The 17136-nt window shown below is 49.1% G+C and carries 6 protein-coding genes; 1 reads left to right on the top strand and 5 read right to left on the bottom strand.

The window, feature by feature from the left end; all coding sequences use genetic code 11:
- Positions 1 to 2 precede the first annotated feature (2 nt).
- From COW20_03465 to COW20_03455, 3 genes are all read right to left on the bottom strand, one after another.
- The gene (locus COW20_03465) at positions 3 to 4847 is read right to left on the bottom strand and encodes a hypothetical protein (protein ID PIW50142.1); all 4845 of its coding nucleotides are present in this window, start codon (positions 4845 to 4847) and stop codon (positions 3 to 5) included.
- An 85-nt stretch (positions 4848 to 4932) separates the two neighbouring features.
- Positions 4933 to 13029 (bottom strand): hypothetical protein, encoded by an 8097-nt coding sequence (locus tag COW20_03460; GenBank protein PIW50141.1) that lies wholly within the window; start codon positions 13027 to 13029, stop codon positions 4933 to 4935.
- Positions 13030 to 13077: 48 nt separating this feature from the next.
- Complete coding sequence (locus COW20_03455; protein PIW50140.1) at positions 13078 to 14265, bottom strand: hypothetical protein; 1188 nt, start codon at positions 14263 to 14265, stop codon at positions 13078 to 13080.
- 262 nt (positions 14266 to 14527) lie between these two features.
- Here COW20_03455 and COW20_03450 point away from each other — a divergent pair, with 262 nt between their 5' ends.
- A complete protein-coding gene (locus tag COW20_03450; GenBank protein PIW50139.1) occupies positions 14528 to 15022 on the top strand; it encodes an HIT family hydrolase in 495 nt (164 codons plus the stop codon).
- 120 nt (positions 15023 to 15142) lie between these two features.
- Here COW20_03450 and COW20_03445 read toward each other — a convergent pair whose 3' ends face one another.
- Together COW20_03445 and COW20_03440 are read right to left on the bottom strand one after the other, a co-directional pair.
- Positions 15143 to 16387: a hypothetical protein gene (locus tag COW20_03445; GenBank protein PIW50138.1), complete on the bottom strand. Its 1245-nt coding sequence runs from the start codon at positions 16385 to 16387 to the stop codon at positions 15143 to 15145.
- A 93-nt stretch (positions 16388 to 16480) separates the two neighbouring features.
- A partial coding sequence (locus tag COW20_03440; protein PIW50137.1) for a hypothetical protein occupies positions 16481 to 17136 on the bottom strand: 656 nt, incomplete at its 5' end.

The following is a 17136-nucleotide window of genomic DNA, read 5'->3' as shown; positions in this document are numbered from 1 at the left end:
GTTTAAACGCTCCCTTTTTCACGGCTTTCCCACCACTGCTGCATAAAGCCCTTGCGATCTCCTGTCAGCCCAGGGTTTTGTTGTTGGTACTGCTGAGTCGCCTGTCCAACTGCATTTTTACCACCTGGATTGATCAGATTTGTACGGCTGGCATCGTAATTGCCATCACGGCCCACATCAAAGCCATGTTGGACCACGTCTTCAGCCTGGGTACGATCTGCAGCAGAAGAATTGCCTGTATTTCTTGCATAGAAACCTTTCCAGGCATTTTCAATGCCCTGGGCAATCCGGTCAAAGACCTCACCCACAGCCCCAGAACCCAACATCTGCAGCATGGCACTGACGGCCTGCCCGCCCATTTCACGGGCTTTGCCCCAGAAACTGTCATCTTTGGCTTCCATTTGATGCTGGCTGAGCATGCCATTTTGTTGAGCAAATTCCTGAGCAGACTGGTTTTGAACCGTGCTCAGTTCATTTTCCAACTTGATCTTTTCTTGCGCAGCCTGGGCTGGTGAAATGGGTTTGCCTTCAGACCCAATCGGAGGAGACTTTTCAAGATTGGCCAGCGCGGTACGCAATTGACCTATCTTATTATTTCTGGCATTGGTAGCAGCAAAGTCCTGAGCTGTCATATTTTGTACGGCGTTGCGTTCATTGACCAAGCCCTGTTTCTTTTGCGCACGCGCCTCGGGACTCAAGGCCTTGCCCTTATCATCCACCTGGGGCATTAAATCAAAGTTCTGAATCTGATTATCCAGATTGCTGAGATAACTGCGCCGAGAAGCTTCTGCAGGACTTGAAGCCGTATTATTGCCCCAAGGATTATCGTCTGAAACCGGCTCAGTATAGGTCCGATCCGTCGCATGGGGATTGTTTGGGGTGACATTCAAGCCTGTATCCGCATAGGTGCTGCGGGCAGGCTCACTCCCCGATTCAACCGCGGCGGTCTGAAACTCAGCTTGATAGCTCTTCCCATTGATGGTGACAGTACCGTGATCATATCCTCCCACCCATTTTCCATCGACCTTGGCATCGGCATTCAGATTGGCAACCCCATCAGAGGTTTCCATGCGGGCTTTGTCTGCCACATTTTGGATCATGGAGACACTCTGACCCTGTTGGGCAGCCCGTAAAGCCCGCAGACCGGCACGGCCCTCATCCCCTTTGACATCAAAGGTTCCTGCTTTGGCACTGTTATAATCACTGTAAGCCTGTTGCTGCTGGGGGTTGAGCTTTGCAACTTCAGTCCCAAGCGCCTCTGTAGAAAGAGGGGGATCAGACTTTAACTTGGCCTGAAAATCCTCTGGCAGCTTGTTAAAGGCTTCCTGAGCCCGGTACTCCTGCGTTTGACCTTCGATATGGTGAAACATTTCTTCAGCCAGTGCATTGCGCAAATCTGCAGGTTTGCTCAAGAGATCACGGGAGAGCAAAATCGTGGGTTCATTGTTTTCGCCATTGCGAATAAATGCCGCATTTGCCCCCTTGATGACATTGGGATCCACAAAAGAGATATTGGGAGGCACTGGGGTTTTGCCCTCTTTGGCCATGGTGGTCAGATCCGCCACCAGTTTATCGGCTTCAGAAGACTCTCCTTTGGGAGGCAGTTGATAAGCACCCCGAATCGTGGCATCAAACTTCTCAGGCGTTTTCACTGCCAAATCCTTCATCTCACCGACAAAGGCATTTCTCACCACGCCCACAGTATCAAACTCTTGAATTTTGGTACGCAGATCGGAAACCATTTTCCGGGCATCATCAAAGGCTACCGCTTCTGGCACCACATTGATATTGGCCTGAGCCTCATTCAAAACATTGACCGTACGCGTAATATCAGAGATTTGCGCGTCACTGTAGCCTTTGTCTTTCAATTTGGTAGACAAACCCACACCAGAAAGCGTGTTGACATCAATCCCCAAAGAATTTGCCAGGTTTTGACGGCTGGTATCGACCCAAGCCTTCATATTGGCATGTTCTTCCTTGGTTATTTTGCCATCTCCCAGCGCTTCCTGTAATTTGTCAACAAACTTAGAAGCGGAGTCATGAATGGCTTCAGGGTATTTGGTGGCAGCTTCAGAACCAGGGGCTGGAACGGGCGGAATCGGTGGCATGTCTGCAAAACGGGCATCTGTCGAACTGACGCTGTTTAAACCACCGACAAATTCTTCACGATTTGACAAGCCTTGCGCCAACATTTTGGCTCGCACGGTTTCATCACCTTTGGCCACATTGGCATCAATGGCTGCAAATTTTTCAGGCAATTGTGCTTCCAAATCAGAGATTTTAACTTTGGTCTGACCGATCATCACGGTTTCAACACCATTGGCCTTTAAGGCTGCAATGTCTGAGCGAATTTGATTCTTCAAGGTTTCAAGACCCGCTTTGTCCTGATCATTGAGAACCACCACGGGATTATTCACCAAATCACCCATCGTCGCCAAATTGCCCTGCAATGAGGCTGAAACAGAGTTTAAATCAAGAACCTGTTGAGGTTCTCCCACATCAACGGTCTTCACAGGTTCGGTGATTTTCACCCCTTGACCGGGGGTGCCAAGTGCTTCAGGAAAGGTAAAGGTCTTATTCGTTTTCGTAGCCGTCAAAGCAGTAGTCGCCTGTTCAGAGGACTGCCCCATGACATCGGTCATCACACGTTGGAAGAGATAACCTTGCAGCGCTTCTGGCGAAGGAGAATCCCCCAAAGCGGTTTTAATCTCATTATCGGAAATCGCCAAGGCCGTTTTGATTTCATTGACGGTACCAGGCTCTGCTTTACCTTGAGCCAAAGCAATCATCTCAGTTCCAGAAACTTCTGCTTCTTGGGTAAGAACAGGAGCAACAGAGGTTGAGGTCGTTCCTCCTGTGGGAACAAAACCATATCCTACGCCACCTTCAAGCAAACCAGGCTTAAATTTACCCGCAATACCTTCAATAAAGCTATCAAAATTACCGCCATTCACACCTTCAAACTTGCCCGTCTCGGGTGATAAAGTAGCGATGACCTTCCCACCTCCATCGGAGATCGTTTTCCCATCTTTAGACAAGGTTGCCAACACAGCCCCACTGGCGTCTTTGACGTTGCCACGCTGTTTCAATTCCCACATCACCGTATCTTTCGATTCAACGTCATCATGGGAATTGATTTTGACCCGCTCAATCGTGCTGGAATTGTCACTGGACACAACCTGCCCGGCATTGTCATGCAAGGTCAGGGAGACGCCTTTAAAATTATGCTCAGCGCGACCATTCACGGCATTAATTGCATTCTGGTCAAACCAATGCACCTGATTGCCCGCGGGATTATTGGCCTCAAGTACCAATCGCACATTCAGAATTTTGTCAGTAACCGCCTTATTATTGGGAACGGTCACCCGACCCCCTTCTGTTTTAACCGGGATTTGGCCTTTGCCATAATACTCAGCCGCACGAAGAGCATACATATCTTTCAGTGTTGGTGCAGGATTCAACGCTTTCATTTGATCTTCCGTCATGGGTGTGCCACTTACACGGCTGTAGATCGCTGCGTATTCATTCATCGCATTTTCAGGGATGGGCAAAGTCTCAGTCTGAACACGGTAGACATCGGCGAGCGTTTTCGCTTCAGGGTATGCAGCTTTGAGCTCAGGGTAGCCAGGATCAACCTTGCCATTTTTATTTGTCGTTGGATCTATGCTACGTGACTCCAGCAATTGGGTAGTGTCGTAGTAATTTTCTGTACCATCCGTTTTGGTGCTGTGCCCTAAGAGTTGAGTATTGAGAATTTTATTGGCGCGATCTTTTGGAATCTGCCCCACAGACTCTGTGGCAACCTTGGGATTTTCGGTGCTGATATAGCCAATTGCACGGAAATCAACTGAATGCTTGGTAATGGCTTGAACTGATGCAAAATTTTCAAAGCCGAAGGCTTTTGCAATGCCATCTTTGACTTGAGCAGGATGTTTTTTTACATCCTCCAGGGTCAAGTGTGAGCCATTTTTCTTATTAATAAAATCCAACATCTGTTGGGTACGCTGAACCGCTGTCGTACCGGTTTTGCCATCTTTTAAATCTTTGATGGCTGTGTTCATATCAATCGAACCACGTTCGGCAAACTGATGCCGAACCGCCATATCACGATCCTGAAGCAAAGCTTCTGAATAGGCAACGTGCCAGGTCGCATCGGCGACATACTCACCGTTCCAAAGAGAAGGCGCCCCCTCATTTTCATACTTTTTGATCGTATGTGAATACTCTTCGGTGCTACGCACCGAACTGGGATCCCATTTTACATTCTTATTATTTTGACTGGAATTAATTTCCACCATATAGCGACTGTCAGGTGTTTGAAGACGTTGTTCCTGCTCCTTGCGGAACTTGACCAACTGATCACGGTGCTGTTCAGTGACCTGGGTGGGGGTTTTTACCTCAAAATGTGTTTGCTGCAAAGAAGGTTCAGTGGGACGTGCCGGCCGCTCAGGCTTCGGCGGGTCATTGGGATAGGGCAAAGCCTTGAGGCTTTCCTGTTTCAGGCGGGTATACCCAAAACCGACATCGGCATTGGGATCTTTGATCATATCGAGAAACTTGGGATCAATCTGAATCGCACCAATACTCTTGGAGGGGCCAATCAAAGCCGCTACAGCCTTGGTTGCAATCGTCAAGATCCCTTCATTTGATTCCTGCTGCGTAAACTGCCGCTGAACATCCAGATACCCCTTCTCATACATGTCCTTCATGTCTTTGGGACTGAGTACCACATCGGCATTATCACCCAATACCTGACGATAATTTTCAGGCGTAACGCGATATTGCGCGCCCTGCGTGGTATTCAAACCGGCTACAGAATTGTAACGATCCAGCATGCTGGGTTGCATTGTTGAGCCTATGTTACCCATAGGGGTTATCCTCGCTTCTCAATATTTCTCTACTTTGATCTATATACCCACCTGAAACAGGTTTCTAACCACCCAAGGGAATCATATCGCTGGGAGGCGTGGCTTCAATTCCTGAACGCTGTTTGAGTTCATCCAGAAATTGCTGCATTTGCTGAATGGGGTCGCCAAAGGGGCTTTGCAGCTGTGTAATGACGTCTCCCAATTTATCGATCATATCCGCCTGTTGGGCCTGGGCTATCAGCAAACCTGGCTGCAAGCCCAGTAAAACAGAGATATTGGCGAAATTGGCATCGCTCGCAACCTGAGAAAGAAGCTCTGAAGCAACTTTTCCGGGGGTTGTGGGATTGCCATTGGCATCTTTGCCAGAAGATTTCTCTTTGGCGTCGGCCTGATTCTGGGCATTTTGCTGAGGAGCAGCGGCTTTCACCCCTTCTGCCATTCCCATTTGGCCCACACCACCCGCGCCACCAGCACCCTCACCACCGTCTCCAGCACCGCCGGCACTGCCAGTATTGGCTGTAACGCCCATTTCAGCGGCATATTTCATCGCAGCTGCGAGCTGCTTTTTGGCTGCCGCCAGTTTCAACTGTGCTTCCTGAAGATCTTCCATGGCTTTTTTCAGCGCCTGAAGTGCTTTCATCAGTTCAGGCAAAGATTCACCCAAACCTTTGGTCGCACCACTCAAGATATTTTTCAGCGTAGAAGGCCCTTCGTTTGCAGGGAAACGCTTGTCAATATTTTTACGCAAATTGCCACTTGCATCGGTACTGATCGAACGGCGGCCATTGGAGTCTTGGCTGATGGTGATATTTTTGACAGTCGTGCCATTGCCACCAATCAAACCTGATCTCTCAACCAGCGCCTTGACACCCGCAGAGCCTTTCAGCCCCTGTTGACCAGAAGCTGTATTCAACAGTGAAGCAACATCAAGTACCGACTTGCCTTCACTGTTGATCGGGCTGCCACCAGCAGACTTAATCGAATGATCAAGCAAGGCCTGTGCAATCGTTCCCGCAGAAGCATTGGGCGCGACAGTGACACCTGCATCACTCAGCTTTTTCTTGGCACGCTCCATCACAGCCTGGTCAATGGAGTCCCCTTCCTTGGCATTTGCCAAGGTCTGGAAATCCTGATCTGCAAGCAGCGTATCCAAGTTTTGTGCAATTTTATCTTCTTTGACACGGTTTTCTTGGAAGTTGCCGTTAGTACCCAGGGCTGTAATATTATTGGCTTCAATTCGGGCTGAACGGCCATCATAGCCTGCAGTGACCGAAACAGAGCCAAACTGTTCTTTCAGCTGATCTCCTGTTTTTCCAGCCACATCTTCCAGTCGGAACACCCCTTGATTCAAACCACTTTGCTGCTCCGCCCGGCGCAAGAGTGCTCTGGCAATATCTTTTTGCGACGCGTCACTGCCCAGATTCAGCTCTTGGCGGAGTTTAACGGCATCGTCTACTTTAAGGGTTCCCTCGTTGAGCGCCTTAAATTGATCGCTGTCAGCCAGTTTCTGAATCTTATCCGTGGCAAAACGAACATTTTCATAACCACTGTCTTTGAAAGAGTTAATCACGTCCTGTTCGGCCTGAAGCTGCTGGCCTTCAGTGATCTGTGCCTGCTTGCCACCCAGACTCTCACGCACCGTGTTGAGTGCAGTTTCTGTGTCAACGTTCGCATAAACAGCTTCGTTTATAGCTGTTTGACGCTCAGTCTTCAACAGAGCAGAGACTTGTGTATCACTCAAAGGGCTATTGGCGGCAGTATCTGCCCCCGCAATCAGTTTATTGGCATCCAGTTGGAAACCCTCACCTTTGTCATTCTGCAAACCCTGGGCCTGCAAAATTTGATTGACCTTTGCCTGGGCTCCTTTGGCATCTCCATTTTTGACCATGGCTTGCAGGTCATTGTCTGAAGTCAGCGCTTTGGTTACACTGGCAATTCTGGGATCCGCTAATTCCAAGGCAACCTTGAGTTGACCCCCTTGATCGGCAAAATCTTCAGGCTTGACCGCCACTCCTTTGCCATCAGCACTCTGTAAACCTTGAGCCTGAAGCACCTGGTTTATCCGTGCTGCTGCTGCATTGGTATCGCCCTTGGCCAGAGCGGCGTTGAATTCAGCATCTCCATTCAAGGTTTGAGAAGCGCCCTTAAGAACCGCGCCTGTTAATGCTGCCTTCTGGCTATCATTCAAACCATCCAGATTGACAAACGTACCGCCATTGCGATCGTAATCCACCTGAATTCTGAAGTCTTGGCCATCCACCGTCAGATTGACATTCGACTCTTGAGCAAAGCCATCGTTATAGGCATTTTTATCAGGTCGGGGACTGCCCTGGCGGGGATCCGACAGGGGCAAATTGGGATTGTCCTTGTTTTCAATACTGCGAATGGTGACACCCGGCAGATTGCCCAAGGTAGATTGAATTTTCGCATCGCGCTGGTTGTTCAGGAAATTAACCAAGCCGCGACTGTTATCTGCACCGCCAGCCTGGTAACTCTGTACATTGTATTGACCCGTTTGGGCGTTATAGCCCAAACTCAGCTTGCTGCCTTTATCAAAATCAACCTGAGCGCCACTGATATTGCCCTGCTCATCGTAACTGAAACTGACATTCGAAGCTTTTTGATTGGCTCCTAAACGCAAAGCCGCTTCGCCCAAGCCCAGCGTGAGAATTCCAAACAGTGCGGCACCAAAGGCATCGCCACCTTTTCTGCCACTGAAAAGGCTCTGGTTAAAGGCACTGTCTAACTGACCTTTCAATTCATTGGCTTTGTCCTGATTGGCAGAGAATTTATCCAATTTGGCCTGATCACCGCCAAAGAAGGACAGTAAATCACTCTGTTTTCCAGTGACAATTCCTGATTTTCCTCCGGAGGTATTGGTCAGTTGTTGATTGGGATTGATGCCCGTGGCTTGACCATTTGAGCCGGTATTGACCCCAAAGAGCTCACCGTTTTGGTTCACGCCAATGGACTTGCCGTCAGCCAAAGTAATCGTCGCATTGCCATCAGCCCCATAAGAGACCTGGGCGTTCTTGGTATCTACTCCAGCAGCAGCAAAACTTGCAAGCGCCTGCTGGGCAGCTTTGCCAATTTTATTGTCTTTACCACCACCAGCAAACTCGGCGTTGGCCTGCTGAATCGCCTGGTTACCTGCACCTTTCAAACTCTTGGCAAGATCGGTGACCTGAGCCTGCGATAAACTACGACCCTGACCATATTGCTGTGCGAATTGATCCAGGGTCAACGATTTTCCCCCGACCTTAATACTGGCAATATTGCCACTGCCATCTAACTGAATATCGCCAGAGCTGACACGGGGTCCAATTTTCGAGGAACCACGACTGGTTTCGGAGTTACGTAAGACACTGTTCAGAGCATCAGCCACGGCTTCGCGGCGATTATTATCACCGCCACTGGCAATGCCTTGACCAGCACCCGAAGCTTGCAGATTGCCAGAGCCATTGTTACCCCCCACGGTTACATTGCCTATGGCATTTCCATTAGACAGATTGCTACTGGTAACGCCTTTGGCATCGGTCCGCTGTGCAGCAAATGTCGTGCCTTGAGGCCCGACGCTGGAAGTCACTGAAACCTGAGCAGAAACCGCTTTGTTTAAAGCACGGCTATTCAGAGACAAAGTAGGCGTATCGCCATCTCCACTTTGTGAGGAAGTTACGATTTTATTCGCGTCTTCAGTGCTGATCCCTAATCCCACCAAAGCAGAAACCGCTTTGGTTTTATCACCACTGGCCAAGGCTTCTTGCAAGCCTTTATTGCCCTTAATATCTTTGACGATCGCGTCCGTCGCACGTTCAGCCAAAGAATTGGGGACATTTTTGGCATCTGAAGCATTGCGGTTATCCCCAGTAAAGAGCCCAACCAAGGGGTTGACACCACCGGAGACGCTACCAGCCAGATCTTTGGCCGTACCGCTAACTCCCCCGAACAATCCACCCAAAACACTCTTGGGTTTGCCATTATCTGAGGTCGCAGCAAAATTCACACCACCGGTGCCCAAACTGGCAAGACTGTTTGCAACCGTGGGCGCAGGCGTACCATTGCCCCCTTGATTGCTGATGCCATTCACGCCGACATGGGTACCCGCAACATTCCGGCCTGATTCCTGTTGACCTTTAACATTGCTAAGATTTGCCAAAATCTGATTGGCAGGGGTATTGGCATTGTCTCTGACCGTATTGAAAACAGAACGGTCATCAACAGAACCTTGAGCGCCCCCTGACGTGAGATCGGCCTGCCCCAAAGTCAAAATATTTGCGGCAATATTGCCCAGCGTACCCAGCGTACTGGCACCCACTTGTCCAGCCGCGCCAACGCCTTTGAGAAAGCCCAGGGCAGCCGTATTGGTAAGATTCTTGACCGCATCAGCATCAAGCGTTACATCTTGTCCGCCAACGGTTCCTGAAATACCCCCATCGCTGTTCACCTTGGCATTTTCAAGACCCGCTGCCGTTACCAGCGCAAGTGCAGTAAAGTTTTTCGCCTGATCTCCCTTGAGTACGGGGTTTTCGCCAGAACTGAGCGCACTGGCCAAACCTGCCACAGCGGCAAAAGCTCCCTGGCCGCCATTGGCCAGCCCTTTGACGGCTGCGTTATCAACATTTTGCCCGGCAAAGGAGAGGTTGATACCATTATTGCCTGCAGAAGCCTGAGAAGCATCAAAGGAAATATTGGCTGAACGGTTGCCGGTATCGGTTCCTGTTGCGCCTTTGAAAGCAGAGGAAAGAACAGAAGCTGCTTTAACAGCCTCAGCAACAGACCCACCACGCGCGCCGCCTTCACCCAAGGCCTTAACAGATGCAGCGTCCAGATTGATTGAATTGCTGGTTCCATCCGGGTTATTGGTGACCAGGCTGATATTGCTGCCAGATTCACCTGCATTTTTAAGCGTACCCAGGTCAAGCTTGTCGATACTGACGCCTTGATTGGCCACCAGTCCCAAGACAGCCTTGGCAGTTCCCAAGCCCTTGCCATTGGCATCAATACCACCCGCCAAAGCATTGACAGCCTCAGCGCCTAATTTGGCACCATTTTTGAGGGTAATCGAACCATCTTTGCCAATGGTCGCCTCTTTACCGGCATCGCCCAAGGCGCCCAAGACCTTCAGTTGGGCATCATTTGCTTTCGCACCGTCTGTCGATTTGACAGAACCCAAAGCACTCAATTGACCTGCAGCTTTTTCAACACTCTGAGCCTCAGCGCCGCCAACAGAAACCTTGCCCTTTTCATCAATCGAAGCGCTTATTCCCCCCACACTCAATGTGGCGCCCTTCACGCTGGAGATATCAACACCTGAAGCCGCAAGTTTTTGAACTGCGCCAATCTGCGCGCCATTAACTTTCTCACCGCCAATGGTCGCATTGCCATCTTTATCCAATGAAGCCGTTTTGCCTTGGCCCAGATTCAAATTCAGTGCGCCATTTTCACCAATAGAAAGACCATTCAGGCTGGCCCCTTCCCCTTGAAGCTTGGCAAGCGCACCAATTTGATTGGCTGTAACAGCTCCTGATTTGTCGCCTATTTTCGCCGTCAATCCGCCATCAGCGCCCACATTCAGCGTCAAAGCTTTCAGATCAGCTGAAAGTGAGCCATTGTCACCTACCGACAGGTTTGCTTTGCTCAGGTCAACCCCTTGAGCCGCCAAGCCGGCAAGAGCACCCACCTGGGCAGAAGAAATCTCCTTGCCACCGAGGGTAATTTTTCCACCTTCTTGTTTGACATCCAGGCCAGCCGCTTTAAGAGCAGCAATCTGTTTGCCCGTATCATTTCCGGATTCAACTGCTTGACCACCTGTCACAGTTTTCGGATCAGAAACAGGAATCAATCCGCCACTGCCCAAAGAAACATTCTGCTTCTTGTCTCCCTGGCTCAAAACAGCTTGCCCGCCCTCTAAGCCCAAACTGGCGGTAGGAGCAGGTGTTGTACCTGTAGTGGAGGCAACATTGCCCAAAGCATTTTGAACCGTAGCCAAGGCATTTTGCGTGGCGGCTCCACCTTTTGCCAGTTCATTGACCAAATCCTGGCTGAGATTCAAAGACTTATCGCCAACTGTAACTTTCAAAGAGCCATCTTCATTCGCCGAGACCTGTGCTCCATCAAGGCTTTTAAGAGCTGAACCCGCTAAAATCGAATTGGCTCGCTGTCCAATCTCTTGACTACTCAGTTGACGTGTTTCTCCATTTTGGCCGGTAATCGTCGCGCCTTCAAACGATTTCTGAGCTGCCTGCTGGAATTTTTGAGCATCGGCCTCAGTAAAATTCCCTCCTTGGGGCAAATCTGCCACGGCTTTGTTCAAAGCCTCAGGGTTTCCGCCTGATGGAGTTCCTTGAGAAGAATCCCCAGAGGTCTTATCTCCTCCCCCGACAAAACCTTTAAAAGCACTCCCAATTTGATTAAAGGAAGAGCTTGTAGCGTCTCCGGCGGTCTCTTTACCATCAGCCCCCAAGGCATTAGCTCCTTTTTCTGAAGCAGCCAAAATCCCACCACCAATAGCAGTGCCAGCAGCAGCCACCGCGCTAGTTGCCACAAGGGCAGCCCCTGTTACCACCGTTCCAACCGCCCCAGCAACAGCCTGGGTGGCTAATTTACCGGCCTTAGCCAAGGGTTCACCAACACTCTTCTGAATGGCTTTACCAATCCCATTGGCTTCTCCGCGCATGACTTTGCCATTCTCGTCTTTCATGACTTTGCCATTTTCATCGCGCATATTGTATTCACCTGTGGTCACCAGCTCGCCCAAAGATTTGAGCTGTCCACCAATCTTGGCCAACATGCCACCTGTCGCTTTTTGGAAGCCCAAAGCTTCCATCAGTGCTTCTATCATTTTGCGCAATTCGGCCATCTGCGCCTTTTTATCTGCACGAGCGGATTTTTGATCGTCATTCAAGCCCACACCAAAATATTCTTTCAGCTTGCCAAGAATGCCACCTTTTTTCTCACCCTCAGGCTTAGCAACTTCAGGATTGCCCTCTTTTTTGCCTGTTTCTTCGGTACCACCCTTTTTACCGGTTTCTTCAGTACCGTCTTTTTTACCCGTTTCTTCGGTACCGCCCTTTTTACCGGTTTCTTCAGTACCGTCTTTTTTACCCGTTTCTTCGGTACTGCCCTTTTTACCGGTTTCTTCGGTACCACCCTTTTTACCGGTTTCTTCGCTACCTTTGGTACTCTTGGTTCCGGCAGCTTCTTCCAGCTTACCCAGAGTTACATCATCGAGTTTCCCAGCTTGAACACCTTCAACCAAGGCTTTGCCTTTGTCATCAATCAAACCATTTTTTTGTTGGAAATCTTTAACAGCCGCTTCAGTTTTATCTCCGAATTTGCCATCGACAGCCAAAGCTTTGCCATCGCCATCTTTGGCGCCAACTTGATTCAGGGTGCCTTGTAATTTTTCAACGTTTGCTGATTTTCCTTCTTGGCCACCGCCAAACTCATTCTTGAAACCAGCCCCTTTTTCAAGGCCTTTTAGATCTTTCAGGTCAGCAGGCTTGCCTTCTGTTCCAGGAGTCGTAGAGCCTACATTGCCCACATTTGTCGTAGTTTTGGGGTCCGTTTTGGGATCCGTTTTGGGGTCTTCAACCTTTGTATTGCCTTTGTTGGTATTATCGGAATTACCAACATTTTTATCATTGCCCGCGTTGGTACCCGTTTTTTCAGGCTTGCCGCCCTTTTCAGGCTTGCCGCCCTTTTCAGGCTTGCCACCCTTTTCAGGCTTGCCACCCTTTTCAGGTTTGCCACCCTTTTCAGGTTTGCCACCCTTTTCAGGTTTGCCACCCTTTTCAGGTTTGCCACCCTTTTCAGGCTTGCCGCCTTCGCCATCTTTAGGTTCTGGCTTTTGGGTTCCGTTGATTTTTTGCACCATATTCACGGCCGCGCCTACAATATTGGCCACAGCCACGATTGTAGAAACAGCGGCTTGTAATTGTGTCAGGTTCAGCTGTTTTTGAGCCAAAGATTTTTGAATGGCAGCAGACTTCAATTCCTGCTCAGCTTTTTTCTTATCACGAGACTGCTGATTTTTATCAATCTTGGCAGAAATATCTTTGTTGTCGTCATTGACCTGACGCTGGGCCTGCTGAATTGCGCTGGCCACGTTCCGGGCTTTGGTCGTAGCCTCCCGGGCAGCGGTATACATACGGATATTCATAAGGTCTCAATCCTTCCCTCTGATTGGTAATCCAATGACTCTAAAAACTTAATAGCCGGCAGCAAGTTCTGCTTCGATCTGCTTGAGACGCTTCATCGCTGCGGCGGCCTGTTGTTTGGCCGATTCATATTCTACTTTTTTGGCCTTGGCTTCTTCTTCATACTCTTTGGCGACCTTGGCCATGGCCATGAAGGGCCCCAAAGAGGTGCTGAGTGGTTTGAAAATCGCTTTTGAAAACACGGCTCCGGCACCACTCATAAAACCACCGGTCAACAAGCCAGACTTTTCCATGCCTGCCTGGGTTTTTCCAACGGTTTCAGAATTAATGCCCAAAGCACCTTGAACTTTTTCCGTGCCCAAAACTTCCATAACAGAACGGGAAGTAGCCTGATAACCAGGTGAAATAGCGGCTCCCCGCTCTAAGACTCCCCCAATCGCAGCTTCGCCATTGTCTTTGGCAAAGAAGCCCTGACCATATTCTGGATGCCCCGTCTTTTCGGTTGCACCAAACAAAGCAGCCTGCAATTCTCCACCCAATTCATAGTGCCCGTCTTCTTTCTTCTCGAGAAACTCGGGTTTAAACATGACAGGGGGGCCATCCTGAATCATGCCAGCCAAAGCCTTATCCTTGGGGTCTGCAGAATCCTTGGTGCGGTCGCGAATCAAAGTCGCCATTTCAGACATGTTCATATTCTGAAACTTGTCTACAGCGCCTGTGGTGGTATTCATTCTGAAGGCACTGAAATTGCCTTTTTTCGCATCGAAAGCAACCACAGCTCCCTGTTCGCTGGGGCCATCTCCAGAGGCAATTTTAAAGGCGCTCACCTGCCCATTGGCAACGGCATCTGCGCCCACAGTCATCTGTTCAGACTCAGGAGCCTGGGGCACCTTGGCGCCATCATTCTTGAAATGCTCGCTCAAATCTTTGATGCCATCAATCATGCCACCGGCCAAATGGCCAATGCCCACCAAAGCGGCTGCCGCTGAGGCAAATTTCTGGCGTTCCTCAGCCAGTTGGTGCAGCTTACCGGCTTTCCAGGCTTTGATATTGGCACTGCTCATATCATATTCAGCCTGAATCTTCTGACGAACGAGCTGATCTTTACTGGTGGCATTGCGTTTGCCTACATCCGCCACCTTTGAATTTGAGTCACGGATATTCTGGGACATTCCTTGCTGCATCTGAAGGGCAGCATCCGAGGCACGCATTGCATAATCAAAGGACATAAAACTCATTTTCTAGAAAATCCTCCGTTCAGTTCTTTCCATCAGAAAGTGGCATCAATATAGTTTTTCCCACGTCGTATATCGGTTCAAACAGCTTGTTTTGTACCAGACTAAACAAACACTTAACAGTTCTTTAGTACAAAATCAAAAATTTGAGTCAAAAAACCATGAGAAAAACACGCACTGTTTTGTATATACCCAAAAGCGATCTCTTTTTATGCAATCTCAGGGTCTGCTTTTTTGAAAAACAAGGCTGTGCTAAAATGAGCCCATGATCGAACGCAACCATCTTTTCGCCTCGAATAAACTGGATTATGTGCGCGGCAAACGCCCAGATGTGCCTTGTATCCTTTGTGCGGTCAGAGATCGCAACCCAGAGGTTGCAAATCTCGAAGTTTACCGTGACCAAGATTTTTTAATCTCACTCAATCTCTACCCCTATAACCCCGGTCACCTGATGATTGTGCCTTTACGCCATGTAGAATGGCCTGATGAGCTGACCGATCAAGAAGCTTTGCATTTGCATCATCTGCAAAAAAAATGTCTGAAAATTATTCGCCAGATTTATCCTGCCGGCGGTTTTAACCTGGGCTATAATCTGGGTGAAATTGGTGGCGGCAGCATTGCCCACCTGCATATGCATATTGTTCCCCGCTACCGCAATGAACACGGCTTCATGGCCACCTTGGCCCATACCCATATCGTGGTAGAAGACCCCCATCTGATGCAGGAAAAATTTCAAAAAGCATTTGAAAATACGCCCTAAGCATTCTTGCGCAAACAGCAAAGACTTAGGAGGAAGACTTTGCTCCAAATACTGCCTATTGTAAAAGCCCCAATACGTTCAGTTTGGGGCTTTTACAATATTTTATGCAAGAGACTGGGGTCAGTTGTCCCCATGCAAGGCATCATTGCTGATCATATGCAAATTCCGCCCATCCGTTTCAATCACCCAAAGCTCTTGGGGCTGACGGGATTTATAGTGCTGCATATAATCTGAATTGAAAAGAATCCGTTGATCATCCTGGCTCCAATGCAAGGCCTCAAGGCGTTGCGAACGCAGATACGATATCTGACGGGGATTGGTTCCGTCGATGTCCATGATCCAAATTTCAGGTTGACCACTCACGGTAGAGATATATGCAATTTTGCGACCATCGTGAGAAACCACAGCCCCATAATTGTCCCCATCACGGGTTAAAGGACGCTGATTTCCGCCCTGGCTGTCCATAATAAAGACCTGACGCTGATTGGGATCAAAACGAAAATTAGCCGAAATACTGGAAGTATGGTTTGAAAAAACCAACTGTTTGCCATCTGGCGTCCAGGAAGGCGTCATGTTAAAGGTGCCAAACGTAGCAGCCCTTGCCATTAAATTATTCAATCCCCGCAGGGTTCCCAACTGTTGATTGTAAACATAAATGCGATCCTGGAGCATAAAGGCGAATTGATTGCCGTCTGCCGTCCAATCCAGATTATACACACGACCCGATTCATTGACTGAAGTCATTTGACGGGGCATGGCACCATCCGCGCGCATGGTCCATACGCCGTCCTGAACCGTCAGACGGGTTGAAGAATCAAAGGCGATATAGCCAATTTTATCTTTTTTAGGCGCCCAAACCGGGTAAGTACGGTAAAGTCTGCGGTTTTGTGAACCGGTCAGATTGACTTGATTCTGACCATAGAGATCGGTTTTCCAGATGTCAAACTCACGTTCAAAAAGCACTTCTTGGGGTTTGGAACCGACCGTATCCATCCAGATCTCAAGATATTTTGTACCATAGGGCTCCACATGGATCTGACGCTTCAAAGGCAAATGTGAAGGATGGGTAATTTCGGCATCCATCCAGGTGGTGGGCAAACCATTGAGATAAAACTCACCCTTGTCATTGGTTTTTACTGAAGTCGATAAGCCGGGAATCGAAACTGTCGCATTGGCCAAAGGGGCATTGTAGTATTGAGACACAATCCGTCCACGGATATCGCTGAAATCTCCAGAAGGCTTAAAAGGGGTACAGGCAGTTGCCAGCAAGGTCAGAGTCAGTGCTGCAATAGGCTTGAGATTAGGGGTTGGCGCCATGAGAGGCTCTCCTCGTTCATCGTTTGGGTAGATAGGCCGTGCATTCATTAAAGCAAAGTTTTAGCGAACGGGCCAGAGTGCTGGCTCACAAAAAACCAGCAAAGCCGGAATTTATCCGGCTTTCTGGAATTCAATCAAATCTTATTCTTTCATCTGATAGGCATTGAGAATGCGAGCCGATTGTGCTTCAACCGGTTTGACCCGGCCCTGAACAGCATTCAACTCATTGGTACTGACCCGTGCATTGTCCAGGTCATGGTGTTCACGGGCCTCAAGTAAAACCCCATAGGTTTTTTGCGTTTCACTCATCAATTTGCCTTTTTCAGCTTCGGGGTTATAGCTCTTGACCTCATTGGAAAGCTGACGCAAGCCTTCTGCTTCACCCAGGTATTTTTTATCAATGCTGTGGCCAATCAAGGCTCCCACGCCAAAAGAGGCGGCCATGCCCACACCCGCACCAATGGCTGCGGATTTGATATTTTTACCTCCGGCAAAGAAACCAATTGCGGCACCAGCTACGGCGCCAATGCCACTGCCAATGCCGCCATAGGGCATGGCCCGCCCTGTGGCCTGGGCCTGTTTATTATCGGCAATGCGGTTGAGCTTGCTGCCGATATCCTGGGCCGATACTGAAAAATTCTGAACCGACTCAATATTTGAAAAAGCACGGGAAATCGAACCATCAGTGGCTTTTAAAGCGCTTTGCACATCGGGCAAATCTTTGGTCTGTTCGGCAATTGAACGCAGGGTGGTATTCAGGGTTTCAAAGGCTGCCTGAAAATTGGTATTTGCCATTT

The organism is bacterium (Candidatus Blackallbacteria) CG13_big_fil_rev_8_21_14_2_50_49_14 (genome assembly GCA_002783405.1).
In the GTDB taxonomy this organism is placed as follows: Bacteria; Cyanobacteriota; Sericytochromatia; order UBA7694; family UBA7694.
Note: the sequence above shows the minus strand (reverse complement) of the source record. Positions and strands in the feature narration are given on the sequence as shown.

What these genes read in the sequence shown, in the direction of transcription:
- COW20_03445 (PIW50138.1), bottom strand. Translation starts at nt 16,387, where the DNA reads ATGAATGCACGGCCTATCTACCCAAACGATGAACGAGGAGAGCCTCTC.
- COW20_03465 (PIW50142.1), bottom strand. Translation starts at nt 4,847, where the DNA reads ATGCAACCCAGCATGCTGGATCGTTACAATTCTGTAGCCGGTTTGAAT.
- COW20_03450 (PIW50139.1), top strand. Translation starts at nt 14,528, where the DNA reads ATGATCGAACGCAACCATCTTTTCGCCTCGAATAAACTGGATTATGTG.
- COW20_03455 (PIW50140.1), bottom strand. Translation starts at nt 14,265, where the DNA reads ATGAGTTTTATGTCCTTTGATTATGCAATGCGTGCCTCGGATGCTGCC.
- COW20_03460 (PIW50141.1), bottom strand. Translation starts at nt 13,029, where the DNA reads ATGAATATCCGTATGTATACCGCTGCCCGGGAGGCTACGACCAAAGCC.